26 protein-coding genes are annotated in these 26,802 nt (G+C 43.8%); 12 read left to right on the forward strand and 14 right to left on the reverse strand.

The features are described 5' to 3' along the window. Positions 1-4 precede the first annotated feature (4 nt). Both PAP_RS02435 and PAP_RS02440 read right to left on the reverse strand, forming a co-directional pair. Entirely contained in the window at positions 5-1,330 is a 1,326-nt protein-coding gene (locus tag PAP_RS02435; RefSeq protein WP_048164531.1) for a TldD/PmbA family protein, read from the reverse strand. Positions 1,331-1,335: 5 nt separating this feature from the next. After that, on the reverse strand, positions 1,336-2,706 hold the full coding sequence (locus PAP_RS02440; RefSeq protein ID WP_048164532.1) for a TldD/PmbA family protein: 1,371 nt from the start codon (positions 2,704-2,706) through the stop codon (positions 1,336-1,338). A gap of 151 nt (positions 2,707-2,857) precedes the next feature. On the opposite strand from PAP_RS02440, the gene PAP_RS02445 reads away from it, so the two are divergent. Further along, the gene (locus tag PAP_RS02445; RefSeq protein WP_048164533.1) at positions 2,858-3,199 is read left to right on the forward strand and encodes a cupin domain-containing protein; all 342 of its coding nucleotides are present in this window, start codon (positions 2,858-2,860) and stop codon (positions 3,197-3,199) included. Between the two features lie 314 nt (positions 3,200-3,513). Then, a complete protein-coding gene (locus PAP_RS02450) occupies positions 3,514-4,098 on the forward strand; it encodes a hypothetical protein (protein ID WP_144367980.1) in 585 nt (194 codons plus the stop codon). Here the strand turns inward: PAP_RS02450 and PAP_RS02455 are convergent. From PAP_RS02455 to PAP_RS02470, 4 genes are all read right to left on the reverse strand, one after another. Beyond that, positions 4,093-4,740: a PHP domain-containing protein gene (locus PAP_RS02455; RefSeq protein WP_201769547.1), complete on the reverse strand. Its 648-nt coding sequence runs from the start codon at positions 4,738-4,740 to the stop codon at positions 4,093-4,095. The genes PAP_RS02450 and PAP_RS02455 overlap by 6 nt on opposite strands. A gap of 54 nt (positions 4,741-4,794) precedes the next feature. Continuing rightward, positions 4,795-6,024, reverse strand: coding sequence for an MFS transporter (locus PAP_RS02460; protein ID WP_048164536.1), 1,230 nt, complete (start codon positions 6,022-6,024; stop codon positions 4,795-4,797). A gap of 136 nt (positions 6,025-6,160) precedes the next feature. Further along, positions 6,161-7,462, reverse strand: coding sequence for a hypothetical protein (locus tag PAP_RS02465; RefSeq protein WP_048164537.1), 1,302 nt, complete (start codon positions 7,460-7,462; stop codon positions 6,161-6,163). Next, on the reverse strand, positions 7,459-7,872 hold the full coding sequence (locus tag PAP_RS02470; RefSeq protein ID WP_048164538.1) for an ArsR/SmtB family transcription factor: 414 nt from the start codon (positions 7,870-7,872) through the stop codon (positions 7,459-7,461). Before PAP_RS02470 ends, PAP_RS02465 begins: the two co-directional genes overlap by 4 nt. Before the next feature lie 150 nt (positions 7,873-8,022). Here PAP_RS02470 and PAP_RS02475 point away from each other — a divergent pair, with 150 nt between their 5' ends. Together PAP_RS02475 and PAP_RS02480 are read left to right on the forward strand one after the other, a co-directional pair. Beyond that, entirely contained in the window at positions 8,023-8,784 is a 762-nt protein-coding gene (locus tag PAP_RS02475) for an ABC transporter ATP-binding protein (RefSeq protein ID WP_048164539.1), read from the forward strand. Between the two features lie 8 nt (positions 8,785-8,792). Further along, positions 8,793-10,283, forward strand: coding sequence for a hypothetical protein (locus tag PAP_RS02480; protein WP_048164540.1), 1,491 nt, complete (start codon positions 8,793-8,795; stop codon positions 10,281-10,283). Here the strand turns inward: PAP_RS02480 and PAP_RS02485 are convergent. Together PAP_RS02485 and PAP_RS02490 are read right to left on the reverse strand one after the other, a co-directional pair. Continuing rightward, positions 10,280-10,636 carry an Mth938-like domain-containing protein gene (locus tag PAP_RS02485; protein WP_048164541.1) on the reverse strand — a complete coding sequence of 119 codons (357 nt, stop codon included), beginning with the start codon at positions 10,634-10,636 and terminating at the stop codon, positions 10,280-10,282. The two genes, PAP_RS02480 and PAP_RS02485, sit on opposite strands and share 4 nt — an antisense overlap. Next, the gene (locus tag PAP_RS02490; protein WP_048164542.1) at positions 10,633-11,313 is read right to left on the reverse strand and encodes a diphthine--ammonia ligase; all 681 of its coding nucleotides are present in this window, start codon (positions 11,311-11,313) and stop codon (positions 10,633-10,635) included. Before PAP_RS02490 ends, PAP_RS02485 begins: the two co-directional genes overlap by 4 nt. Positions 11,314-11,399: 86 nt before the next feature. Here PAP_RS02490 and PAP_RS02495 point away from each other — a divergent pair, with 86 nt between their 5' ends. Together PAP_RS02495 and PAP_RS02500 are read left to right on the forward strand one after the other, a co-directional pair. Further along, positions 11,400-12,284 carry an AEC family transporter gene (locus PAP_RS02495; protein ID WP_048164543.1) on the forward strand — a complete coding sequence of 295 codons (885 nt, stop codon included), beginning with the start codon at positions 11,400-11,402 and terminating at the stop codon, positions 12,282-12,284. A gap of 32 nt (positions 12,285-12,316) precedes the next feature. Next, entirely contained in the window at positions 12,317-13,063 is a 747-nt protein-coding gene (locus tag PAP_RS02500) for a class I SAM-dependent methyltransferase (RefSeq protein WP_048164544.1), read from the forward strand. Here PAP_RS02500 and PAP_RS02505 read toward each other — a convergent pair. From PAP_RS02505 to tdh, 5 genes are all read right to left on the reverse strand, one after another. Further along, positions 13,056-13,739, reverse strand: coding sequence for an HAD family hydrolase (locus PAP_RS02505; protein WP_048165905.1), 684 nt, complete (start codon positions 13,737-13,739; stop codon positions 13,056-13,058). The genes PAP_RS02500 and PAP_RS02505 overlap by 8 nt on opposite strands. Before the next feature lie 223 nt (positions 13,740-13,962). After that, on the reverse strand, positions 13,963-14,790 hold the full coding sequence (locus tag PAP_RS10090; protein WP_052649040.1) for a DUF835 domain-containing protein: 828 nt from the start codon (positions 14,788-14,790) through the stop codon (positions 13,963-13,965). A 131-nt stretch (positions 14,791-14,921) separates the two neighbouring features. Further along, a complete protein-coding gene (locus PAP_RS02515) occupies positions 14,922-16,106 on the reverse strand; it encodes a glycine C-acetyltransferase (RefSeq protein ID WP_048164545.1) in 1,185 nt (394 codons plus the stop codon). A gap of 136 nt (positions 16,107-16,242) precedes the next feature. Next, positions 16,243-18,111: a phosphoenolpyruvate carboxykinase (GTP) gene (locus PAP_RS02520; RefSeq protein ID WP_048164546.1), complete on the reverse strand. Its 1,869-nt coding sequence runs from the start codon at positions 18,109-18,111 to the stop codon at positions 16,243-16,245. Between the two features lie 192 nt (positions 18,112-18,303). Next, positions 18,304-19,353: an L-threonine 3-dehydrogenase gene (tdh, locus tag PAP_RS02525; protein ID WP_048164547.1), complete on the reverse strand. Its 1,050-nt coding sequence runs from the start codon at positions 19,351-19,353 to the stop codon at positions 18,304-18,306. A gap of 229 nt (positions 19,354-19,582) precedes the next feature. Here tdh and thrC point away from each other — a divergent pair, with 229 nt between their 5' ends. The 6 genes from thrC (at position 19,583) to PAP_RS02555 (ending at position 25,615) form a co-directional block, all read left to right on the forward strand. Next, positions 19,583-20,755 (forward strand): threonine synthase, encoded by a 1,173-nt coding sequence (gene thrC, locus PAP_RS02530; protein WP_048164548.1) that lies wholly within the window; start codon positions 19,583-19,585, stop codon positions 20,753-20,755. 74 nt (positions 20,756-20,829) lie between these two features. Continuing rightward, positions 20,830-21,915, forward strand: coding sequence for a nucleotidyltransferase family protein (locus tag PAP_RS02535; protein ID WP_048165907.1), 1,086 nt, complete (start codon positions 20,830-20,832; stop codon positions 21,913-21,915). An 11-nt stretch (positions 21,916-21,926) separates the two neighbouring features. After that, positions 21,927-22,634 carry a phosphohexomutase domain-containing protein gene (locus PAP_RS02540; RefSeq protein ID WP_048164549.1) on the forward strand — a complete coding sequence of 236 codons (708 nt, stop codon included), beginning with the start codon at positions 21,927-21,929 and terminating at the stop codon, positions 22,632-22,634. 84 nt (positions 22,635-22,718) lie between these two features. Continuing rightward, positions 22,719-23,354: a dTMP kinase gene (gene tmk, locus PAP_RS02545; protein ID WP_048164550.1), complete on the forward strand. Its 636-nt coding sequence runs from the start codon at positions 22,719-22,721 to the stop codon at positions 23,352-23,354. Between the two features lie 139 nt (positions 23,355-23,493). Further along, positions 23,494-24,390, forward strand: a complete 897-nt coding sequence (locus PAP_RS02550) for an ABC transporter ATP-binding protein (RefSeq protein ID WP_048164551.1) — start codon at positions 23,494-23,496, stop codon at positions 24,388-24,390. Beyond that, a complete protein-coding gene (locus PAP_RS02555; RefSeq protein ID WP_048164552.1) occupies positions 24,380-25,615 on the forward strand; it encodes an ABC transporter permease in 1,236 nt (411 codons plus the stop codon). Before PAP_RS02550 ends, PAP_RS02555 begins: the two co-directional genes overlap by 11 nt. Before the next feature lie 161 nt (positions 25,616-25,776). Here PAP_RS02555 and PAP_RS02560 read toward each other — a convergent pair whose 3' ends face one another. After that, on the reverse strand, positions 25,777-26,637 hold the full coding sequence (locus tag PAP_RS02560) for an alpha/beta hydrolase (protein WP_048164553.1): 861 nt from the start codon (positions 26,635-26,637) through the stop codon (positions 25,777-25,779). Positions 26,638-26,802 lie beyond the last annotated feature (165 nt).

Raw genomic sequence — 26,802 nt, forward strand, 5'->3', positions numbered from 1 at the left:
AAACTCATTTTCCGGCAATCCTTACGTTCTCAAAGGCTATGGATGGAGATACCACAGTACCCATGAATGGAATTACCTTCTGCTCTTTGCTTATGTCATATACTTGGTTTAAGAGGTCGTAGATGTTGCCGCTCATCATGAAGACTGTTGAGCCTTTAACTTCACCGTTCTCTATTATAAACGCTGGATTCGCAACGACGGCAAAGTTTCCGTTGTCTGGATTGCTTGAGTGGGCCCCTTGGAAGCTATTAATGAGGTAGCCGTGCTCTATCTCGCGTATCATGTCCTCCAAGCTCTTCTTACCGTTCTCGATAACCGTGTTGTGCATGCCTATGCTTATTCCCCCTGTGGCTAAGCTCCTAACGCCATTGCCCGTGCTTTCAGTTCCGTAAATCTTGGCCCAGTAGTTATCCCATATGAACCCTTTGAACTTTCCATTCTCAATTAGCGCATTTTTCCTCGTTGGAACGCCTTCATCATCAGCTATAACAGGGTTTAAGCTGAGCTCATGGAATGGATCGTCGTAAATTGTTAAAAGTTCACTCGCCACGCTTTCACCGATTTTGTTGGCTAGGGGCGTTGTCTCTTTGATTAGGCGTTCACCCTTAAATGCCGGAAAGAGTGCAAAGCTCAGGAGCATTGAGATTGCCCACGGCTCAACAATCACCTTAGCTTCCTCTGTTCTGCTCTTCTCAACTTTATAGGCCCATTTTACTTTCTGCGCAGCATTTTCTACAACTTTTTCTACATCTAAGTTCAAGCTAAGCTTTGCATCGAGGTCAAAAATTCCTGGGGTGACGTTCCCTTCCTTCATCCCAACGAGCTCAAAGTAGATGTAAGCACCGCCCCCTTTCTGAACGACGTTGATTCCCTGGGAGTTTAGGATTTGGCTCTCCCTCCACTCAACTCCCCCGCCACCACCTGCAACGATTATGTTCTTGTCCTCTTCTAAAGCCAGCTTAATGCCTTTTTTAGCAAGCTCGACAAAGTACTCGGGGGAAACTTCCTTTAGCGCAGTGTCAATCTTTTTTGGCTTGGCATATTTTCCGGGCCCCGGGAGGGAGTCCCACTGCTCATCTCTGCTGTTGAGCTTTGCCATTTTGTATGCCTGCTCTATAGCTTTCTTTATCTCTTCCTTGTTTTCACTGTCAATTATTGCCAAACCCAAGCGCTTATCTTTAATACCCCTAATAACAGCAACTGTCCTCTGCCTAACGCTCGAGAGAGAAAGCTCGTTAAGCTCGATGTTTACGCTTACGTCTCTCTTTCTATAAATGGCAATCTCAAGCTCGTCAAAAAACTTTTCACCGTATCTAACAAGCTCCTCCATTTCAATCACCCGATTATAATCCCTTTATCAAAGCGCATATGAGGCCCACCAGAGCTTACATAAGCACTCTGTCCCTTGCCACAGCGACCCATCTCGAGGCCAAAGTCTTTTCCAACAGCGCTAATTTCCTTCAAAGCTTCGATAGCAATCCCACTTATGGAGGTATCCCTTATAGGCTTCGTAATCTCGCCATTCTCTATGATGTATCCCTCTTGTACTCCCACTTGGAATGCTGAGTTGAGCTGTGCTTGTCCTCCTCTAAAGTCAACCACATAGTAGCCGAACTTAATGTTCTCTATGAGTTCCTCAAAGGAGTGATCACCGGGCTCAAAGATTGTGTTGCGCATCCTAATTATTGGCGGATAAGTGTAGTTCTCGGCCCTAGCGTGGCCGTTTGGCTCCATTCCCCACTTATGAGCATATTCGCGGTTGAGCATTATCTCTTTCAAAATCCCGTTCTCTATGATGTGTATGTCCTTAACCGGAACACCCTCATCGTCGTACTTATCGTTTCCAAAGCCTCCCTCAACGATGCGTTCGCTCATGGTGACGTATTCAGGGGCGATTTGTTTTCCAATCAGCTCTTTGAAAGGTGAGTTTATGGTTAAATCTGCCTCCGCTAAGTGCCCCAAAGCTTCGTGGGCTATAATTCCAACTACTATTGGCCCCGCAACTATTGGGAATTCTCCTCTCTTTGGAGCGACTCCGTCAAGCTGAGAGTGAACCTTCCTCAAAACTCTCTTGGCAACTTCATCATTTGGCTCCCTCTCGCTGAAGAGCTCCCATCCAAAGTCAACTGCTCCTACTTCATCTCTCGCCGCTGCAAGCTTGTCTCCTTCTTTTCCTGTTGCCCAGACGTACTGCCATACATAGTTGAGCTCCCAAGTGATGTTTGTCCCTTCGTTTGTTAGGAGAATTTTCTCGCCGCTCGCGTCTTCATATCTGAGCTGTGTTGATTTAATGGCTTTATCCTCTTTTAGGAGTTTTTCTAATTCCCTTAAGTGCTCAACTTTTTCATCTATGCTGATCTCGGCAGGTTTAACTTTCATCTTGCTCTTGACGAAGTCTTCGTATGTTTTTATCTCTGCCAGCTGAATTTTTTCCTTTTTGGACTGTGCTGTTGCTTTTGCAAGCTTGTAGGCTTCTTCAATAGCTTTGGTTAAGTCATCCAAGCGGTTTGTTGAAGAGAAACCCCACGCCCCATCTGCTAAAACTCTAATAGCAACTCCTCTTTGAACTTTGCCTGTAAATGTGGTAAAAGTCCCGTCTTTGAGCTCCAATGTGTTTTTCTTGATGCTTTCGTATCTCAGCTCAATGTATTCGGCTTTTAAATTGTCCATCGCCCAATTTAAGGCGTCTTCCAATCTTTCGTGCATAGCTATCACCTAAAATTCTAAATTGAATCCTTCTCTAAATTCTAGCGTTCTCCAGATATAAAAGGGTTTTGCGCAAATTTGAACACTAAAATGTCCGTCTTAACGAAGCCTTTTTAGAGAAGTAAAAAAGAGTTACTTATGGTGAAAAAAGATGAAAGCTAACTGTGGTGAATTTATTGACAGGGGAACTTATAGAAAGTGCCCTCTATTCAAAGGGGAGCTTCCGGATAACAGCTTCGCCCAAATAGTTGAGATCAAGCCAAAACAAACTGTTGCAAGGCATTATCATAAAGAACAGTATGAGCTCTTCTACATTATAAGCGGCGAGGCAAAGCTTGGGATTGGTGAAGAGACGTATGAGACAAAGCCGGGAGATATATATCTGGTGAAGCCGGGAACTATTCACTGGGTCGCTAATGAAAGCAACGAACCTTTTAGGCTCTTTGTGGTCAAGCTAAACTACTCTGGCGATGATAGCGTCTGGCTGAAATGAGGGGTTACTTTTTTATTTTCTTTTTAACAAGAAACATAACGATAAATATATATGGATTCTGAAACAGAGATATACTTATGTCAGTGTTAACGGAAAAGAGAAAGCCCTTTGCTAAGATTTTTGTATCTATTATCATTGTTATGATACTCTTTTACTTGGCGCCTGATTGGGTTCAAAGAAAGCTGGCCCTCAATTACCGAACGTTTTCCTTTTTGAACTCGTTTGACTTTTTGCGACTGTATACAATGCACTTTGTTCATAAAAAAGCCCGTCATCTTTTGGGAAATCTCATACCCTTTATCGTTGTGTTTCCCATGCTTTATTATCTTGCAGAGGCTAGTGATGATTTAATAACCTTCAAGCGCTTTCTGTTTTTCACGCTCGTGCTTCTTCCTCCAGTGTTGGCTCTCGTAGACCTTCCAATCCTAAGAGCATATGGGTTCGTATATGGAATGGGTTTTTCGGGCATAGATATGGCTTTTGTTGGTGCTTTACCTTATTTCACTGGCCGCTATCTTAAAAGGAAGCTGAACTTTGATGTTTCCCCGATTTTATTAACGCAATCTCTCCTTCTGTTTTTCACAGCAGTGATTGCATATATTTATGGGATGGTTGTTGTATGGGTTGCTCTTCTGATAGGCACACTTTCAATGCTCGTTGCTCCAGTAAAAACTGCTTTTGAAGAGTATGATAAAATGTTTGGTAAGAATGCAAGAAGGTTTAAGTGTTCAGTATTTTTCTTTATTTTGCTTTCTATGGGTGTTAGTTTGCCTGTGATATGGGGAGCTTTCCCCAAACAGCTTACAGAAAGCTTTGGTCTTGTTGATGTTGTGCTTCACTACCTCGGTCTTTTCAGCACACTTTATATATTTCCCCTTATTAATGAGAAGCTCTCATAATAGCTCCCCGAATAGTAAATCTTCCTTTTTACCTCCTGCTTTTTTAAAAACTTTTTCGCTCCATCTAATTTTCCCAACACTCTTAGGCTCATGAGAATCACTTGCAAAAGTTAACTTAACCCCTCGCTTAATGCAGAGTTTTATGAAATCCAAGTCAGGAACGTTATAACGTGAGCTTATCTCAAAGGCCTTGCCGTGCTCTTCTGCAAGTGCTATTACCTCTCTGAGCTCTTCCTCACTTGGATGGCCTATGTATGGAAATACGTTACCGAAATGACCTATTATGTCAATATTTTTGTCTTGAATAGCGAGCTTTACAAGCTCTACGTACTTCCAGGATTCACCAACTCCAAACCAAAAATGGACTGAGGCAATTGCGTAGTCGAGTCTCTTCCTAATATCATCGGTTATATCAACACCCGTCTCCATTATGTTTGCCTCTATCCCGGCTAAAACCACTATCTCACTCTCTTCTTTAGCCCGTTTTATATCTCTCAGGTAGTGGTTTAGGTTTGTGAAGCTTAAGTAGTGGATGTGGTCGCTTATTCCCACAAGCTTAATGCCGTGCATTTCGGCGTAGGCCACGTTGTCCAGAACATCCCCAATGCCGTCTGAAAACTTAGTATGCGTGTGCAAATCCATCATGATAAAAAATAGAAGAGACGACTTAAAAAGCTTCACTACTTACGAAACAGGTCAGACCGTTGCTTCCCCAGCTTCGGTGCCGACGCTCATAACAATCTCCTTGAAGTTGATGTAGTAATAGGCCAAGGCAATGAGGCTTAGGATAACTAAGATAGCCACGAGGTTTGAAACATCGACGATGTCGAGGAGGGGTCCGATGAGTGCCATTCCAAGTGGTGTCGTCGCAAGTATCGCCGTCTCAAATGCTGAGAAAAATCTAGCACGAACTTCGTTGGGGACGGCCTTCTGGAGCTTTGTGGTAATGGGGACGTTTACCATGGTGTTGAAAAAGCCAAAAGCGGTGAATGTCCCGATGAGCATTGGATATGCAGTTCCTTTGAAATACGGATGTGCCGCTGCTGCTAGGACGAATAAGCACAGGAGCTGTGCGAGGAGGGCCTTAAACAATAGATTCTCGGAGGACTCTTTGAGCTTTCCAGCTATGATGATATTTCCTGCCAAAGCTCCAACTGTTGCAGCAGTCTCGATGCTCCCGAACTGGACGGATGAAAAGCCAAGGACTACCCGCGATACATAGGGGAGAACGACTGCAAACACGGGATTGAGGAGGGTGTTTAGGATTATTGCAAAGCTCACGAGGATCATAAGGCTCCGGGAGTCCTTTATAAACCTAAATCCTTCACGCATCTCACTCCAGACTTCAGCCAGGCTTGAGAGCTCCTTTGTTTCCCAGCGGTACTCAATGAGTGTCTCGAACAGCCCTGAGCCTAAGAAGCTGGCGGCGTTTATCATAATTGCTAATTTTATTCCTCCAAGAGCATAGATAAGTCCACCAACAACCGGTCCTACCATGCGGATTATGAGTCCCCCGCTCTGGAGCATTGAGTTGGCTTGGGCCAGCTGTTCCTTTTTCACAAGGTCGGGGAACATCCCTGATATGCCCGCTGCGAAGAATGAGCCCATTATGCTCATGATAACCTGAACCACGAGGAGGCTCCTTAAGTCAAGCAGATTGAGGGTGATAACTCCGAAGAGCAGAACACCCCTCGCAATGTCAAGCCACACCATTAACGCTTTTCTGTTGTACCTGTCTCCGATTACCCCTGCGATGGGGTTTACGAGGAGCCTCGGAATGAGTTCCGCCATCACGAAAAGGCCCATCATCGTCCCGCTGCCGGTCTTATCGAGGACATAGAGCGGCACAGCTATGTCTTGAATAACCCAGCCTGCCTGAGATATCCATCTGCCAACTGCATAGAGCCAGAAGTTTTTATTGAGCATTTTTTACCACCGGTTCCATGTTAGAGTGGTCAGTTGCAATTACATTTGTGCGCAGTGGTGATCAGACTAAACATCTCTAAATCACCATTCGCGACGTTTATCACTACCTCGCTAACGCCGTTGAACTCTATGATACTCATCCTATGAATGTCATGAGCTCATCTAAGAGCTCCTTGACTTTCTTGGCAACCCTTATTTTGTCTATGCCGAGCCCGTCAATCAGCTCCGCACTCTGCTCGTCCGCTATCTCCTTCGCCTTTTCAAGAACTAGTTTAAAGGCATGCTCATCTTCTATCGTGTAGCTCCTTCCACCGCTCCTTATCTTCACTTTACCATCGCGGGCTGAGATAACTATGTCCTCTATCGAAACCTTTGCCTTCCTTTTGCCGACGGTAATAGCCACGTCACTGGTCTTCAATGACACGTATTTTCTTCCAACGGTCAGGCTTTCATTTCCGCTCGTGTACTTGACATACTCAGGAGAAACCTTCAGCGTGAATTCCTCAGTTTTTATTGTCATCCTATCCCCAAACTTGGAAAGTCTGAAGCCGTTGTTTAGCTCAGCTATTGTAAAGCCCTCCCCTTTGATTATGCCGGGACTTCCTTCTTTAATCTTCATCGGGCCGATTTTAACATTGCTTCCCTCTGGCGTCTCGAGAACCTCCAAGAAGGGCATCTTAACGTACGTGAAGTCCTCACTTTCATAGACCTTTATTATTCCGAGGTCAACCACATCTCCTCTCTTGTATCCCCTGTACAGCCTGTTCGGGTTGAGTAACCTTTCCATACGTTTGGCAAATTCCCTATCGCCCTCCACTTTCCTGCCTCCAAGCTCCTCCCTTGTCCATACTGCTACTGGTGAAGAAAGGGAGCGCTTTATATTTCCTATTGGCGTTTCCGCTTCAACCTCAACTTCTCCGTCTATAACATAGCCTACTCTCTTTTTTCCGAACTTTATTGGATATGCTTTTCCCTCTCCTCTGAGGATGACTCCATCCAGTTCTGTCTCATCAAAAGCGTAGGCCTTCTTATCCACCCGGATATCGAATCTCTCAACATCCACTTTTCCTACAAAGAATCCCGCTAAAGCAAGGACTACCGAGTAGGCAAATGCCTTTCCAGCCCAGCCTTCAAAAGCAGGGTTTAATCCAATGTATTTCGCGAAGAACAGGAACACCGCCACGAGAAATGCTCCCTTAGCTAAGGCAAATATTACCGACGAGACCGTAATTCCAAACCATTTCCCTGCTCCCAATAGCTCACCCAAAACTATGAGGCCTATTATGGCAAGCGTCAGCTGATAGTCGTACTTTTCCAAATCCAGCCATCCCTTTAAAAGCCAAACCACGAGCACTATGAACGTGAAAGACCTCACATATTCTTTAAGCCTGAATCTGAGGCTGTCCTCTTCCATTACATACCTCCACATAACGCTCATTCTTCCACCTCCCCTAAAGCGACTATAATCTCCAAAAGCCTGAGCAAAAGCCTTCCATTCTCCGTAATTTCATAAGCCTCCCTGCTCCTAACCATCCTCGTCCTCTTGAGAAGTTTGAGATGATGAGAAACCGTCGGAGACTCAACGCCTAAAGCTTCTTTAAGCTCCTTGAAGGTCATTGGCCTCTTTGAGAGCATTCTCAAAATTTTAATTCTGTCCGCATTGGCTAAGCTCTTGAGGACTTTTGCTGCTTTTTCCTCATCGAGTTCAAGGGCTCCTTTTTCAAGCTTCTCTCTAAGGCGCTGCTTTATTGAAATCATTACTTCATCTACTGGGCTTTCCTCTATACTCTCCTCAAGCACCTCCAAACGCTTCTTAAGTTCCTCAAGCTGCCTTTTCAAATCCTCCATCTTCACCACGGTACAAACTTTTGTAGTACAATTTTCTGTACTAAACTAGTGTGATTGGTATATAAAAATTTATCGCTTCCCCGAGTTAGGGTAGTAACATAAAAGCAAGGTTTATTAATAAAACTTCATCACTTAATTATGGTGAGTAGAATGATTGAAGTTGATGGCCTCGTTAAAAAGTTTGGGGATACCTTGGCGATCGATGGAATAAGCTTCACTGTTTACGATGGTGAGATTTATGGTCTTCTTGGGCCTAATGGAAGCGGTAAAAGCACCACAATGAAAATTCTCTCTGGAATTTTAAGGCCGACTGAAGGAAAAGTTCTCGTTGGGGGGATAGATGTTGCAAAGAACCCCTTGGAAGTCAAGAAAATAGTTGGCTATGTCCCAGAGACGCCCATCCTCTACGAGAGTCTAACACCAAGCGAACTCTTCAATTTTGTGGGCAGTATTAGGGGCATTCCAAAGAATAAACTCGAAGAGCGGGTGAACTACTTCGTTAAAGCCTTTGGCATAGAGGAGTATCTGGAGCAGTTTATAGGCACTTTGAGCTTTGGAACCCAGCAGAAGGTCTCTCTAATAACTGCTCTCCTTCATGATCCTCATGTGTTGATTTTGGATGAAGCTATGAACGGTTTGGATCCAAAAACGGCGAGGATTTTGAGGGAGCTTTTGCTCGAGTTTAAGCGTGAGGGAAGGAGTATAGTATTTTCGACGCACGTTTTGCCTTTGGCCGAAATGATATGCGATAGAATTGGCGTGATTTACAAGGGAAAAATAATAGCTGAAGGGACGATAAACGAGCTGAAGGAAAAAGCTCACGAGGAGAACCTGGAGGACATCTTTTTAAAGCTAACAGAGAGCAAAGATGAAATCTATGGTATAGTTCAAGCTCTAAAAGAGAGCCTGTAGGTGGGAGAATGTTCGAAATCGTGCGGATACTTTACAAAGAGCTTCACTATCAAATTGTAAAGCGGAACCCGATTGTGGCAAATGATGAGAAGAAGTTCAAGCAGCAGCTTAAAACCGCACTCAGCGTTAAGCGCAACATTGGCTTCCAATCCTTGGCCTTCTTGGCCTTTGGTGCTTTCTCTGCTGTTAGCTTAGCTCTTTCATCGAACAAATACGTTATGGCTTCCCTTCTGGTTTCACTTGCGTTAATCCCATTCATATTTTCGCTCTATGTGACGGCAGTCCAATCTTCTTATGTGCTTTCGGTGGGTCTCTTTGAGCCGCTAAAAACGCTCCCAATAAGGGTAGGAGCTCTCTACTTAAGCGAACTTCTGTTCTTGGATCTAATCCCTGCAATGGCAATTGTTTTGCCTAGCGTAGCCGTTCTTGCTGTTAAGTTTCCAGTAAGTGCATTTTTAGTGTTGCTTTGGATGCTTATGGGAGTGCTCGCAGGTCACACAATAGGATTGGTCATATTAACTTTCTTTGGCTTGAGAATAAGTGTGGGAAAGAGCAGAGGACACTCCATAAAAAGCTTTTTGAAAATAGTGGCGCTCTTCCTCTTCATGAGCCTGTTCTATGCCCTCTACTATATACAGGAATACCTAGTGGAGAACAGCGAAAAAGTGGCGGCGATAATTGGAAGGTACTCCCTCGCCTATCCTTTTACGGTAGCCTCGGTTTTTGAGCCCATTAAAAGCTTCCTTCTTCTGGCAGGTTATGCAGCTTTTTTGGCTCCTATCTACTATTTCACACTTAAGAAAGTTTGGGAAAGAGTTTTGGAGCCTCAGCTCATATCCGAAAGAGCGAAAAGCGCGAAGTTTAAAGCATCAGCTGGAGGAAAAGTCTTTACGCTGCTCCTAAAGGATCTGAGGATAATTTTTAGGAAAACAGCAATGCTCACGGGCTTTTTAGTTCCCCTCTACATTGTTATGCCCCAACTTTTCATTGTTATAAAAGAAGGAAAGTTCTCGGTAACCCATGCGATGGCGCTCTTCTTTGCGGTTGGCCTTTTTACCACGGCGGGAGCAGATGCCGTCTTAAAGGTTGAAGGAAAAGTTTTGGACTTTCTAAGGACTCTCCCACTTGATAAGAACGCCTATGCCGTCGGTAAAGCCCTCTCAATGAGTGTAGTCCCTTCAGCTATTACTCTCTTAGTGTTTGCTGTTGCGTACTACTTCAACGGAAGCGAAGCACTCTATTTGCTTCCCTATACGTTCCTGCTTCCTTTGACAGCTTCACTCACGACGATGTTCTACTTCTTCCATTATGAGGGCAATGAAATAGGTGTCCCTGAAGTGACATTTGCTCACATAATACTCCTCTTTATACTTGTAGGAATGCTCTTTGCTATCATAGGCATTCCTCCTCTCCTAATAGCTACGCCACTGGGCTATTTTGTAAGCTATGCCATTGCAGCAGTGCTCTTAGGCTTGCTTCTCTTTTCAATGAGGCGTTAGCAAGTGATGTGAAACACTCCCAAAACTTTCTTCTCCTCCTTTCTAAGTTCGTTGAAGAGCTTTATTGCTTCGGGAGTTGGTTTTTCTACAATTTCTTTGTCCCTTACAAGGTCTCTACTCTCTGGTAGGAGACTTAAAGCTCCGTACATGCCAGTGCCGACTACCAAAACGTCGAATTCTTCCTTTAAGTATTCCCTCAGTTCATCAGGATCGAACTTATGGCTTGTGCCGTGCTTTCCTTTAGATATCTCTTTCTTCCTTCTCTCCACGCTGCCAGAAGGGTAAATAACAATGTCGTACTTATATTCCCTACCATCGAACCAAATTCGTCCAAACTCAACTTTCTCAATCATTCTTTCGCCTCCAAATGGGCTTTTTTAACACTCAAAAGGCCGGAGTAAGAATACTCATCAAAGATTTTCTCAACTTCATCAAAAACTATTCTAGCTTTGAAAAATGGCGCATCCCTAACGAACGTCTCAAACTCTCCCCCTTCACCAGCTATATGGAGTTTATACTTTTCATGAAGCCTTTCGAGCTCTTCTATTGCCTTTTTATCTATCCTTCTGCCGAGCCATCGCTTATCGAGGCCGTATGCGTAAACGCCTACTATCACGACGTCAAAGCCTGCTATAACCATATCCTCCAGCAAAGTCTTTGGATTCTTGTGCCAAAGCGGAGTGTAGCTCTTCAGACCGAGCTCCTCGCAAACGCGCTCAATCCTCACCCTTTGGTACTCGCTTTCAACAGCTCCGGCGACTACTCCATCGATATCCAAAGGCTCCAAAACGCGCTTTAGGTCCTCGACTTCCTTCTCCTTTTCACCGCTTGTTATGCCCTTTATGAGAGGTATACCTATTGCCTTTGCTTGGAGATCCGTTAGGTGGATGTTTGGGACGTGGTACATGTAGCTTTCATCGCTCTCGGAGTGCATGCTCACTAAGTATTTCACATCGAAACCCATCTGCATCGCCCAATAGAGAGCATACGTAGAGTCTTTGCCACCTGAAAAGAGGGCCGCTATTTTCATTTTTCCACCGCCTTTTAATTGGAGCTTAAAGTATTAAGGATTTTCCACGGCAAATTTTTTTAAACGTTTAGATGTGAGCTTTAACCATGAACATCTATGAGATGTTGTTCCTAATAACAATGGGATTTGCCTTAAAAAAGATTTTAAAAGAAGATAAGCCATTTATTTGGCTTAAAGAGCTATCAAATAACTTTCTCCTTACGCTATTCGTGTTCTCGAATGTAGCTTCTAAAGACTTAGCCTACTTATTGAGGATAAAAATCGTCTTTATCTACGTATTCTTGGTAATCGGCTTAAGCCTCGTTGCCTCATATCTCTACGGCCTCAAGCTTAAAGATGAGAAGTGGCGCGGCGCGCTCATAATCCTCTCAATTTATCCGAATACCGTTGCGTTAGGCTTTCCAATAGCGAGCCTCTTTTTGAAGGACTTAACGCCCGTAATCCTCTATGCGAGCACGAACACTCTCATAGTTCTCCCTGTGGCAACTTTTATAGCGGCACACTACTCCACGGGAGGAGCCTCCTTAAAGGAAAGCCTTCTAAAAGCTCTAAAGTTTCCACCAACGAGCGCCAATCTATTAGCTCTGGCTTTGGTTCTCCTTGGGATTAGACTTCCGGACGGATTCTTAACGCTGTTGAACAAAATCGGCTGGTGGAGCATCCCCGCTCTCTTGATATACTTCGGCTCACGCATAAACCTCCAAAAGTTTGAGTGGAGAAAGCTGGGAGAAGTCGGGCTCTTTAGAGTTGCAGTTCCATTCCTCTTTGTGTTCTTAACTCTTAATTCGCCGAGAGAAATTTTCTACGCTATTTTAGTGGAAGCTTCAATGCCTCCTGCAATAATGGCTAACGCTATTTTGGCTCGATACAGGCTTAGGGAAGAGGAGGCAATTGGTGTTACGGTTATTCTAACTCTTTTAGTCTTGACGCTCTTCTTAGTGTTGAAGGCTCTCATAAGCGTTAACTTTTAAGTGTCCTTTGCATCATTCTACATGGTGGTGCCATGCACGAGCTCTATACTATTTTGGCCAGATACTATGATGTGATTTATAGGGACTATGCTGAGCGAATTCCCGAAACAATAATTTTCGTTGAAGAAGTCTTTAGAAAGGATGCCAAAAGGGAAGTTAGGAAAATTTTAGACTTAGCCTGTGGTACGGGAATCCCAACTCTTGAACTGGCAAAGAGAGGCTACGATGTTGTTGGATTGGATCTTCATGAGGAGATGCTCGAGATTGGGAAGAAAAAGAGCCAAAAATTGGGTTTGAGCGTTCAGTTTATCCAAGGGGATGCATCTAAGCTGGACTTTAGAGAGGAGTTCGATGCTATTACTATGTTCTTTTCCAGCATAACCTATTTTGACGAGGAAAAAATTGGAGAGCTCTTTGCTTCCGTGAATAGGGCCTTAAAAGAGGGAGGCGTTTTCATAGCGGACTTTCCATATTGGTTTATACCAAGGAGAGAGCCCTATGTGTGGGATGTTGAAAACGGGGATGAGAGGCTAATTATAACTGACTGGCGTGAATTGGAGAATGCAGCTCAAAAGCTTCATTTTAAACGGGTGGTGCAGATTTTAAAGCCGAACGGAGAAGTTAGGGCCTTTTATGTGCACGACATTCTAAATGTTTATACACCGAGGGAGATGAGGCTGTTGGCAAAGGATTACTTCAACGAAATTAAGATTTATGGCGATTTGAAGAGGAAGCTTGGAAAGAAAGCGGGGAGATTTTGGCTAGTCGCGGTTAAATAGTGTTGTCTAGTTTATTCTTTGAATTTTTCTTCATCACAAGCTCCCAAAGCTCCCACAAATCCTTAACGTGATAATCCGCTTCTCCAATGAAGTTATCAAATCTTAAGGCCTGCACTGCCTTCACATTCGCTCTGTGGGCTGCTAGAACGTCCGAGTATGAATCTCCAACAACTAGCGCCTCATTTGGTTGCACTCCAAGGGCTTTGAGGGCTTTTTCTATGAGGTACGGGTTGGGCTTAGCACCATCTAAGTAGGAGTAGTCCTTGCCAAACACCACATCAAAGTATTTTTTCAAGTCAAAGAGCTCCAAAACGAACTCCGTGCACTCTTGAGAAGCGTTGCTAACAGCCGCTAATTTTAATCCGAACTTCTTAAGCTCTCCGAGGGCATCAACATCAGGAAATGTCTTTATCTTCCCTTCTTTCGCAGCTGCCTTTCTATATTTGAGCTTTGCCTCATCTATGGCCTTCCAAAATTCCACGTGGTTAACTCCAAATACTTCAACATAGCTCCTTGGGAGCTCTCCTATAACCATTTTTCGGTATGTTTCGAAGTCCAAGTCTAGGCCGAGCTCTGCTATCTCGGGTTTTCCCCACTTCTCGAACCACTTCCTTGAGTTGTAGCCTTCGTAGTAAACGAGAGTCTCATCGACGTCAAAAATTATGCCCTTTATAATCACCACCCATTGAGTTTTTGGAATGCTAAATTTTAAGTTTATCTCAGAATATGGAATTTTGGGAGACTAGGATGAGATGACAAAAACTCAAAATGCTCGTATTGCATTAAACAAAAAGAAGAGCCTCAGACAAGGCCGGTATCTTCATCAAGTCCGGTGGTTAATCCTTCGTCATTGGCTACTAAATCATGGTTTTAGATAGGTTAAAAGCATTCCGATTCTATTAACTCACTTCATCTATCAACGGGAGCTCCCTCTTGAGTAGTGCCACCTCATTTTTAGTTAAAAACTCCTCTTCTAGTACTAAAAGCACTGTGGCATTGTTTGTTAAGGCGTAATCTTTAAGGGTTGTTATGAATTTGAACATGGCTTCAAAGCCGTTCTCTAGAGCTAAGTATTCAAAGGCGTCGAATAGTACAATCTTGTTTGTTTCATCTTTTTTCATAAAATTAACTAGGAGGGAAATCAAATACGGGAGCCTTGTTGGATGGATGTTCCCTTCTCCTTCCACTTTAGTAATCCACAAAACCGGCGTTTTTTCAACTTTCAGCTCTTTCTTAATCTGTGCCGGATGTGTTCTTGAAATTATTAAACCGGCTCTTCCGTGAAGAAGTCTCAAAAAGAGAGCATAGGCTTTTCTTCGGTTGTTGCATATATACACGCCTGTGGGGGCTTTGATTTTTGCCATTTCTCCGGCCCCAAATTCAACTACCGGTATTAGCTCATATCTCCTTAAAACCGAGTTTATAATATTGAGCCATCCGGCTAGAAGAAACATCAGTGCAATGAGAAAGAGGATATTACCGAGGGCATGAATAGTATATATGCGCTCATCAATGGAGATATTTCCTACATCTCTTATGTCCAGTGATAAGAACACAGACCTTGCTAGGATAGCAAAAAACCAGCCTATCATCATGTAATCGTAAGCTCTTTCAAGTTGAGGATAATGCTGGATAAATGAACGCCTATACTTGAGACTTATAATCAATGTCACTAATAATACAAGTTCAATGGAGAATGCAACTATTAACGCCACGGGGACCTCCATGTTTGTCCCCTCTGCAGGCAGTTTGATATAACCAAATTATATTTAGAGAAGCTTATCTATAAATCTTTCTCTTGTAGTATGGCAACGATAAATAACAAGGGAAGTACAAATAATAAAAAGGATAAACAGCCTTAAATAAACTTCATCTTCTTTCCAATTTCCTCGAATGCGTCAATTGCATATTGGAGGTCTTCCTTGCTGTGGGCTGCAGAAGGCTCGAGCCTTATTCTTGCAGTTCCCTTTGGAACGGTTGGGTAGACTATGGCTTGGGCGAAGATGTTGTACTCCTCATAGAGGATTCTACTGAACTCTTGAGCCCTCTTTTCATCATAGAGCATGACAGGTGTGATTGGGTGCTTGGTGTTGCCTAAGTCGTAACCGAGCTCTCTCAAGCTGTTTTGGAGGAATCTTGTGTTGTCCCAAAGCTTTTGAACTAGTTCATCGCTCTTTTGAAGTATTTCAACTGCAGCTATTGCAGCGGCAACATCCGGTGGGTTGACGGCGCTTGAGAATAGGAATGGCCTTCCTCTTTGCCTAAGGTAATCTATAGCCTCTTCTGGTCCAGCGACATAGCCTCCGATGACACCGAATGCTTTACTAAGAGTACCCATCTCGAAGTCAATCCTATCATGGAGCTTGAAGTGATCAACAATACCCCTACCGTGCTCACCGAGGACACCTTCACCGTGGGCATCGTCAACGTAGACCATAGCATCATATTGCTCCGCTAATTCGGCAATCTCTGGGAGTGGAGCTAAATCACCATCCATTGAGAAGACACCATCTGTAACGATGAGCTTCTTCTTTTTGTCCTTAACTTCCTCAAGCCTCTTCTTGAGGTCCTCCATATCGAGGTGCTTGTAGATGACCTTTGGTGCTCCGCTTAAGCGCATACCGTCAATAATGCTCGCGTGGTTTAATTCTTCACTCACAAAGACTGCATCCTCGTTCTTCTTTATGAGTGCGCTAATTGCACCGAGGTTGGCGTTGTAGCCGCTCTGGAATAGAATTGCTGCCTCTCTCTTCTTGAACTTTGCTAATTTCTCCTCAAGCTCGACGTGTAATTCCATAGTTCCGGCGATTGTTCTAACAGCACCGGCACCAACACCGTAGTCGAGAATAGCCCTTATTGCGGCCTCTTTAATCTTTGGGTGGGCAGCTAAGCCCAAATAGTTGTTTGAACACATGTTGAGAACCTTTTTGCCATCAACGACAACCCATGGGCCTTGAGCACTCTCAAGCTTTCTAATAGTCACATAAAGCCCTTTTTCCTTAAGCTCCTTCAACTCTTCGGTAATCCAGTCTAACTTTGCCATAAGAACCACCGGTTATGAATAACGTTTTATGAGTATAAAAGCGTTAAGATGTGGATGTTCAAAACTTCACCGAATAATAGAATAAGGCTGACAAAAATAATTGAGAAAAATTGACAAATGTTTAAAAAAGAGAGACTCAGTTCTCGAAGTCGAAGGGTGATATGTAGTCCCCATACTTCTCCTTAGCCTTGAGGAGCCTCTGTCTCTCCTCTTCAAGAATGTCAAAGAGCTCCTGTGGGATGTTGCCAACTTCGCGGTAAATCTTCTCAATTCTCTCAATCTTAGCCAAGAGCTCCGGTACTCTGATCATAAACTGCTTCTCGTAGTCCTCCCTTGAGTATTCTTTGTCTAGCACTTCCTTGAAGAGCCTCGCTAAATCTTCATACTTTGGAATATAGCCTATTGGTGTTTCTATCGCTTCAACGTCGTCATGGACTCTAAGCTCCATCCACTTCAACCAGACAGCTTTGTCGAGCTTGTGGTTGAGCCATCTATCGCCATCCTTTAGGAAATAATTCACTGCGAATATCTTTGGCGCATCTCTCAAGCGTTCGCCGAACTCGAGATAGTTTTTGAGGTATTTCCCAATGGGGACACTCATGAAATCGAGTATAGCCATTGGGTTGAAGGCCCTAACTCCCTCTTTGCCAAGCGTTGCTGCTGTAGTCTCGGACTCTAGTGAGGCTCCCATCGTGATTACGCCATGCGCCCAGTCAAAGGACTCCCTAACTGGCGGCCAGGTGTCCTTATCGCGGCCTCCAAAAATCATTCCTCCCACTTTTACGCCACATGGAGCATCTAAAGCTTCCCTATCGAGATTCTTGAAGGACTTTAAGTCTACTGTAAAGCGAGCGTTCTTGTGTGAAGGTGGAATCTCATTGCCTTCAGCGTCTTTCTTGCCGCGCCACCACTTTCCAGAATGGTTTTCACCTTCTTCTGGAATTTCTTCACCCATGTCATTCCAGTAGGGCTTCCCATCCTTAACGAGCACGTTTGAGAATATTATCTCGTTTGGTGAGTGGAGAACTTCCCAGATTATAGGGTCGTCAACCTTGTTAACGCCCTGGATGATTCCAAAAACGCCTTTCTCGACGTTTGCTCCCCTCGCTTCTCCCTTCATATCTACGATAAATGCTAAATCATCGCCGACGATGTTCTCCCATGAGATCATAGCAGTTGAGGTTTTACCGCACATTGAGGGATAAGCCCCGGTGAAGTATGTTTTCCTTCCGTTTGGTCCGTTAACACGCATTAGAAACATATGCTCTGAGAGCCAACCTTCCTCGACAGCCCTCTTAATTGTTAAGCGGAAAGCAAGCTTTTTGAGGCCTATTGTGTTTCCGCCGTATTGTGTGTTGGCTGAGTAAACTGTCTCGCCCATCAAATCAATGTAAATCCTCCTCTTGTCAATGTTCTTACTTGTTTTTCTCTCATCAAGCTCACCAGCAGAGTGCACGAACTTGAGAAACCTAGCTTGTCTTCCTAACCTCTTGAACTCTTCATAGCCTTTTCTATAGAGGATGAACTCACTGTGGGCAACGTAAGCAGAGTCAGTGAGCTGGACAGCTGGAATAGTGAATATTGAGTTCTGAGGTCCGAGGGTGAAGAAACACACGAAAAGCTCTTTTCCTTTCATTATGTCCTTCATAATTTCATGAATTTCCTTTAGGCCTTCCTCTCTATCTAGGGTGTTTATGAACGGGATTTCCATGCCTTTTGGAACTAAAATCTTGGTTCTCGCTTTGTCCCTTGCTTGATCATAATAACCATCATAGTGCACCGTATGTCCGTCTACCTCTAAGGGCATTTCCTCCCCGTACTCTATGGCCTTCCGCTTTATGTATTCTTCATCTTCAGGAGAGTCAGTAGCGACAAAAACCCTGTCTGGATTTAAATGCTCTATGTATTTAGCCAAAAACTCGTGAAGTTCAGGATTATCAATTTCCCTGATTTTCTCAAATTGCTCTTTTTCGAGCCTCTTCTCGAGGTATTCGAGGGCGTTCATTTTTACCACCACACTCGAAAGGTTTCATGTTCATGAAATGAATTACAGTATACGTTTAATAACCTTACTGTGCTGATTGTCACTTTGACGATAATGTGTTGATTTTTGGGCTAAAATGTGGCATCAATCCAATGATTTTACATATATTTGTAATTTAGACAAAACAAAGGAGAAGAATAGGTAAAAAGGCAATCATTCCTTGGGGAAGAAGACAACTTTCCCAGTCTTTCCGGCTCTCATCAGCTCAAAAGCTTCCTCGAAGTTATCAAAGCCCTTGTACTTGTGGGTTATAACAGGATCGAGGTTAAGCTTTCCGCTTCTTAGAAGGTTTGAAACGGTATACCAAGTTTGCCACAGATGCCTTCCAGTGATTCCGTGAACCTCGAGGGACTTGAATATTACAAGATTGTTTATGTCGAAGCTAACGTTTCCTGGGAAAAGCCCTAAAAGGCTTACCCTTCCAGCTGGTGTCACGGCTTGAAGGCCTTGCTCTAAAGCCTTTGGTGCACCGCTGAACTCGAGGAACACATCAACGCCGTTTCCGTCGGTTAAGTCCTTAACTTCCTTAACGACATCTTCTTCAATTGGGTTTATAGTTACGTCTGCTCCTACCTTTTTAGCCAGGTCTCTCCTAAACTCGCTTGGCTCGCTCACTATGACAAGGGAAGCACCGCTCGCTTTTGCCACTGTGATTCCTAAGAGACCTAATGGTCCAGCGCCTGTTATTAGGACGGTTTTACCAGCTATTGGGCCTGCTAAAACGGTATCAACAGCATTTCCAAGAGGCTCTTGGAGTGTAGCGTACTCTGGTGGAATCTCCTTTGGATTCTTCCAAGCGTTTTGGGCTGGGACTATAGCATAGCTGGCGAATACACCATCCATGTCAACTCCAAAAATTTTGGTGTTTTGGCAAACGTGATACTGGCCATTTCTGCACTGGTAGCATGTACCACAAACGATGTGTGTTTCAGCTGAGATGTAATCACCAACTTGGATGTCATCCACGCCAGGACCTACTTCTATTACTTCACCTGCAACCTCATGGCCCATTATTTGAGGCGTTTTAATCCTGCTTTGAGCCCACTCATTCCACTCGTAGATGTGCAGATCGGTACCACAGATGCTAGTCGCTAAAACTTTGATGAGAACTTCTCCTTCCTTTGGCTTAGGAACGTCAACTTCAACGAGCTCGGCACCGTAAGCAGGCTTTGCTTTCATAATAGCAACCATCTTCTCATCCATGCGTATCATCTCCATAAAACGCTTACATGCCTATCTAAAGGACTACATTGATATAAACTTTTTGTGCGGAAGTTTTAAAGCAGCCCGTCAATTTTTCCGTATTTTCTTGAACGAGTGTGCACTTTCACATCACATATTTGTGCTTTATTCATAATAGAAGCATGAAAAATCTCACACATATTCTAAAAGTATTTAAGCTCAGCCTCATAGTGCCCCAGGGGTGGTGGTCATGTTCGCGATTCACTTGGTGTGTACAAAGTGTGGGGAGAGATATTCCTTAGCTAATAAAATCTACAAATGCTCCAAATGTGGCTCTCCTCTGGATGTTGTCTATGATTATGAAGGCATTAGAGAGGTCGTTGAGGACAACGATGCATGGTTTAGGGAAGCTCCTCGCGTATGGAAGTACTGGATGTTTTTGCCCGTGTCAAACTTGAGAAAAGTTGTTAGCTTAAATGAAGGGGGTACGAGACTTTATCGCTTAAAGCGCCTCGAGAAAGACTTAGGATTTTCGCAGCTCTATGTTAAAAATGAGGGGGAAAATCCAACGGGAGCGTTTAAGGACAGAGGCTCGAGCGTCGAGATAACCAAAGCCTTGGAATTCCACGCTAGAAAAGTTGTGGTGGCATCAACCGGGAATATGGCTGCATCAATAAGTGCCTATGGTGCAAAAGCTGGTTTAGAAGTTAATATAGTGGTCCCCGAAGGTACTCCGATTGGAAAGCTCGTCCAAGCAATGGCCTATGGTGCTAAAATAAAGGTCTTTGGGAAAGCTTATGATGAAGCCTTGGCGGAAAGTGAAAGGATGGCTGCCGAAGAAGGTTACCACTTAACGGGTAACTATCACTTTAGAGTTGAGGGGCAGAAGACAACAGCCTTTGAAATCCTTGATCAACTGCACTTTAATACTCCTGACTGGATTGTGGTTCCAATAGGTGCAGGTACTCACTTAAGGGCTATCTGGAAGGGGATTAATGAGTTCTATAAATTAGGGTTGATAGATGAACTTCCAAAAATTGCTGGCGTTCAGGTGGAAGGATACGACGCTGTGGTCAGGGCTTGGAGGGAAAACAAGCCCATAGAAAAGATAAGGAAAAAAGTGCCCACCGTTGCCACTGCTATAGCGGTTAAAGCCCCTGTTGATGGTGCAAATGTTATAAACGCAATTAACGAGAGCCACGGATATTTGGGGAGCGTTTCCAATGAGGAGACCATGGAAGCAGGTCTTATGCTTGGTAGGGAAGGTCTTTTCGTTGAGCCCTCTTCAGCAACAGCTTTGGCGTTGGCAAAACACATGAGGGAAGAAGGCATTATTGACCAAGGAGAGAGTGTCGTTGTGGTTGCTACAGGCAATGGCCTAAAGGACATAAAGACATGGGAGAGCGCAATGAGCAAAGAATGATTTTTCCTTTTTATCCCCTTTGGGTGTCCACAAAATATATTAGGAGCGGGAAGCAACTTATTTTGGGTGGATACATGCAAGCGGTTTTGATGGCGGGTGGAAAAGGGACGAGACTGTTGCCTCTCACGGTTTACAGACCTAAGCCGATGATTCCTTTTTTCAACCGCCCAATGGTTGAGTATATCCTCAGGAGCTTAGTTGAGATGGGCGTTGATGAGGTCTTTATTCTCGTTGGCTACCTGAAGGAGAGAATAATGGACTACTTTGGAGATGGAAGTGAGCTTGGGATAGAGATACACTATTCAAATAAGGACAACATAAAGCTCGGAACTGCAGGAGCAACTAGGAAAGTTGTTGATATGATAGATGACACTTTTATGGTGGTTTCCAGCGATGTTCTGACGAATTTGGATTTGAAGGCCCTGTATGAATACCACAAGAAAAAGAAGGCTTTGGCTACAATTGCTCTATCCCAAGTTGAAGATCCAACACAGTATGGAATAGCCATAGTGGATAGCAAAAACAGAATAACACACTTTAAAGAAAAACCCAAGCCTGAAGAAGCATTCAGCAACCTAGTGAACGCTGGGATATATGTATTTGAGCCGGAGGTTTTTGATCTAGTGCCAAAGGGCCAGGAGTTTGATTACTCAAAAAACCTGTTTCCGAAAATGCTCGATGAGAACTTGCCCCTTTACGGGTTCCCGTTTAAAGAGTATTGGAACGATGTTGGAAGACCTTCGAGCTTTTTGCAGGCTATTAATGATGTTTTCTTGGGCAAGCTAAAACTTCCAGAAGCTAGAGTGGATACTCTAAAGGGTAATGTGGAGTATGGAGGGGCGATATTTACCGGGCAGAGATGCAGGATTAGACGTTTCAACGTTAGAGGCTTCGCTGTGATAGGGGATAACGTAGAAATAGGGAGAAACGTTAAAATAGAGCACTCTGTGATTTTTTCAAATACTGTGATAGAAGAAGGTGCTGAGATTAAGGAGGCGATAATTGGGGAAAATGTCTATATAGGAAAAGGTGTTCTAATAAAAGAGGGAAGCGTTATAGGCGATAACAGCGTTATTGAGGACTTTAGTAAAATTGGCTCAAACGTTAAAATTTGGGTTGAGTCAAGAATTGGTAAGGAAAGTATAATCTTGCCTGATTGAGGTGATGAAAGATGGAGATATACTCTTCAGAGAAATTTAATCCCGAGGAGTTGGCATTGCTTGGAAGAGCTATTGGAACTGTAGTTCAAGGGACAATAATAGTTGGAAGGGATGGAAGAGCAATATCGAGGTATGGAAAAAGAGCTATGGTAGTTGGAATCGTCAGTACTGGAACTGCTGTTATGGATGTTAGGCTCATTCCATTGGTGATTCTCAGAGATTTTGCCCATAAGAAAGGTCTCCCATTGGCTTACGTTTATTACAACCAAGGTGTTAAAGTAGAAGTGAGCGGCATGGACATAGATGAAGTGAAGGCTATCTTGGACAGCAAGAATTTCATAGAGGCTCATCCAAATGATATTGGCGCTGCTATATACTATCCAAACGCTCTGGATGACTTTTTGCATGACATCTTTAAATATCACAACTTTAACATTGAAGGAAAGGTCTTGGTTGATTGCATGAACACTCCCGCTGCTCTGCTCTTCCCCAGGTTCAACGAGCACTTTGGCTTTGAGGTAGAGATACTCAATGACATGATAACAAGCTATGTCCCACCAAAACCTAAGGAGGTCTTTCTGCAGCGCTTAAAGAAAGGAGATTATCTCTTTGGCTTGAGGTTCAAACCTGAAGGCATCATAGAGTTCTACGGCAAGGAAAAGAAGATTTTCACAAGCACTTGGAAGTTTTTGGACTACTTAAAGTCCATCTCCGAGTGACTTCATTTACAAATTTTTGCCTAAAAAAGAGTTTAAAGGACTCCCACTTAATTATACCATCATCTCGATTTTGGGGGTGCAATCATGGGTATCTTTATAGTGTTGGAGGGCATTGATGGCGCCGGAAAATCTACACAGGCGAAACTGTTGGCAAAATGGTTTGAAGAAAAAGGATATGAGGTCGTTTTAACGAAAGAACCTACAGACACTGCTTTTGGAAAGCTAATTCGAAGGCTCGTTCTCACTGGAGGTAAGGAGGGAATTATAGATGGTGCGAGGATTAGCCACGAGGCTGAAGCTCTTCTCTTTGCAGCTGATAGGGCTGAGCACGTCCATAAATTGATAAAGCCTTCTCTAGAGCAGGGAAAAGTTGTGATCTCCGATAGGTACTTCTATTCTTCATTGGCTTATCAATGGGCTCGTGGACTCGACTTGAATTGGCTTGTAGATTTAAACCGCTTTGCAGTTCGTCCAAACCTGACTATTCTCCTAGATTTGCCGGTTAAAGAGAGTATGAACAGGATAAACGGTCGTAAAATAAAGACAGAATTTGATAAAATTGCGGAACTTCAGAGGAAAGTTAGAAAGAACTATCTCACATTAGCAGAGCGCTTCGAGGAAATCAGGATAATAAATGCTCTAGCTTCAATGGAGGATATACACAACGATATAGTGGCGTTAGTGGAGCATGAAGTTTTGAGAAGAATAGAGGAGCGATAGCACGTTTTATTTAACATCTTTGGTCAGTTAACCCTCTTTTCTTCATCCATTCAGAGTGGCTAACGTTCATCATCCCCCAATTAAAGAGGGCGACATATCTTTAAATAATTATGGGCAGTAGTTTTATTTAGGTGGTTCAATGCATGCTCTTGAAATTAAAGGCTTGAAAAAATCCTACGGTAATTTTCTTGCTCTGAAGGGAATAGACCTGCAGGTTGAGGAGGGCGAGATTTTTGCCCTTTTAGGGCCAAATGGTGCTGGTAAAACAACGCTTATAAGGATTCTTGCGGAGGGCCTGAAGTTTGACGGTGGGGAGATTGAGGTATTTGGGAAAAAGCTGAGTAAGAAAACAGCACGTTTAATAGGTTATGTTCCCCAAGAAAGCATTTCCTATGATTTGCTGACCGTTGAGGAAAACCTTGGCTTTTACGCGGATCTCTACGATGCACCTAGGGAGAAGGTCAAGGAGCTCATCAAGCGTTTTGATCTGCCAGCCAAAAAGAAAGCTAAAGAGTTGAGTGGAGGATTTAAGAGGCGTTTAAACCTAGCTATCTCACTTTTATATGAGCCCAAAATCCTGATTTTGGATGAACCTTCGACGGGTCTGGATGTTCCATCAAGAAGGCAGCTTTGGGAGCTCATAAAAGGCTTTAAGGCTGAGGACAAAACAATACTCCTCGCCACACATTACATGGAGGAGGCCGAGGCGTTAGCTGATAGGATAGCAATAATGAACGAAGGAAGAGTTGTGGCTGTCGGTACAGCGGATGAGCTGAAAGCCCTGATAGGGGAGGAAAGCATTATCCAAGTTGAAGGTGTTCTAAGAGGAGTCGAAGGAATTAGAGAGATATCCCCGAGGCTTATTGAGAAAAGCGGGACTCTCAGGATTCATGTGAAGAACTCGAGGGAAGCTTTACCGAAGATTGTCGAGCTTTTGATCTCTGCCGGAAGCGAGATAAAGGCCATTAAAGTGGAGGAGCCCACTCTGGAAGATGTATTTTTAAAGCTGACAGGGAGGGCTTTGGATGAAGTTTAGGGCCATTAAGGGCATAGTTTTAAAGGATCTCAAAGAGCTCCGCAGGGAAAAGATGGCTCTCTTTTGGATATTCATATTTCCGCTCATGTGGATTACCCTATTTGGAACAATGTGGGGCGGTGAGAGCCCACCGATTACTGTGGACGTTGGAGTTGTTTACACAAACGAAAGCGCCCCATTTACAGCTTATGATATAATTGAGATAATGAGAAACGTAACACTTGAGGAGACAAACCTCTTCAACGTACTCGAGTTTGAAGACGAAACCAGTGCTGTTGAAGCTCTCAAAAGCGGAAAGATAGATGCCGTTGTAGTTTTTCCCAAAGGGTTTGGGACAAACCTCACGAGCGGTAAGCAGGCGAGAGTTTATCTCTACTTTGATAAGAGTGACCCCCAAGACTACCAAATAGTGAGCGGTGTTGTTAAAGGCTTTTTTGGAGAGATGGAAAAGGAGATGAAGCGCAGAAACCTTGAGATGCAGCTCGAATATATGGAGTCATACCTTCCAAAAGAGCTTATTGCAGAGTATAATCTCACCACAGAGATGATCAGGGAGTACATGCTCGCGAGCGCTGAGCCCATTGTGATAGAGGAGAAAGAGGTGGAAGGTAAAACAGCGACGCCGATACAGTTCTACATAACGAGCTTCATAGGGATTCAGTTCCTCTTTGCCACGATGCTAACTGTAGGTTCTGGGACACTGGAGGAAATTGAAAAGGGTACACTTAGGAGAATAGCCGCTTCACCTGCCACCGCATGGGACTTCCTGATGGGGAAGATGCTCTCCACGTTTTTAATTATAATGATCAGCATAGTTGTGGGGCTGACTTATGCTAAAGCTGTGTTTGGCGAAACCATAGTGCCGAGTGCCCTCGGATGGATCATAATATTCATCGCTTCGCTTTTCTCTATGAGCCTTGGCTTAGCGATCGCAATGGGAACGAGGAGCATAAAGTCAACGACAGCAGTGGTGAACTTTATATCAATGCCTCTGCTCTTTTTAGCTGGTATAGTTGTTCCGGAAAGCGTCCTTCCAAAATGGGCGAAGCCCATAGTGAACTATTTCCCTCTTGGCAGGGCTTTAAAGGATTTCCGCCTCTTAGAAATTTATCACAGACCAGTGAGTGAAATAATACCCGATGTCTTGGGGTTGGCCTTAGCAACACTTGGTACTCTGGTAATTGCGGTGGCACTTTACAACTGGGCAGTTAAGAGGCTGGAATAACAAACTTCACCTTCGTGAAGTTTGATCAAGGTTTGTGCATCCGTTTTAATTTCCTTCTTTTGCCTGCGGTTTTCATTCTTCAATTCGCCAAAAACAAACCCTAAAGCGCTAATTTTTGAAGATGCACGAACTTCAGTCAGAGAAGTTTTGGAAAAAAGAAATTACAGGTACCTTTCAAAGAACTCCAAAACTCTCTTTTTGTATTCTTTTGGAGTAGCTTCAATTGTCCTAACGTGGGCTGCCTCAGTTATCCAGAGCTCGACGTTTGGATTTACAGCTTTGTTTTTCTCGTAGAACTCTTTGATTTCCTCAACTTTGACGAGGACGTCTTTCTTGCCCGCTATGAGTAGGAGGGGCTTTCTGACTTTGTTGGCATACTCTATTGGATTAACTTCCTTGCCGCCGCTGAAGAGCTTTGTAAATGGCCTGACGAAGATGTGTAATCCTTTAGGAAGGTTTGCGAAGTACTTTAAACCTCGAGCACCTGTTTTGTTGAGATACATTGGCGGGCTGTCCGTTACACCAACATCCACACGCTCATCCTCGCTCAAAGCCCTAATCGTCACCATAGCACCCATCGAGTAGCCTATTAAACCGATGCGCTTCGATTTTTCGGGTTTTTCTTTCTTGAGCCAGTCAACAGCGGACATTAGGTCAATGAGTTCTTTGTCCCCAACCGTAGTGTACTTCCCCTCACTCTCTCCATGGGCCCTGAAGTCAAAGGCCAAGACGTTGTAGCCAGCCTTAGCGAGCATTTCAATCGTGGGCTTGATGTAAAAGCCCCACCTGCTCGATGTATAACCGTGAAGCGGCAAAATTGTTTTCTCACTTCCTCTATCAATCCACCAGCCTTTCAGCTTTAGTCCATCTCTCGTGGTTATGGTGATTTCCTCATAGTCTAAGCCAACATCTTTAGGAGTCCACTCCCCGACCAAGCGTGAGGGCTTCACCATCTTATAACCCACAAATGCTACAAAAGCAGGGAAAATTAAAATCAAAGCAAACAGCAACTCCATAATCATGTTCACTCACCTCTTTCTCGTACTTTGTGAGCAAATCCCCATATACCTTGCTGAATTCAAGGGGTGCTACCCAAGAACAACGCCCCTGTGACCTACATGCTATCGCGTGCTGTTTTTAGCTAAACATTTATTATTGCATGCTGGCGTTTTATAATTTTCGCATGC

It is taken from the genome of Palaeococcus pacificus DY20341 (genome assembly GCF_000725425.1).
In the GTDB taxonomy this organism is placed as follows: Archaea; Methanobacteriota_B; Thermococci; order Thermococcales; family Thermococcaceae; genus Palaeococcus; species Palaeococcus pacificus.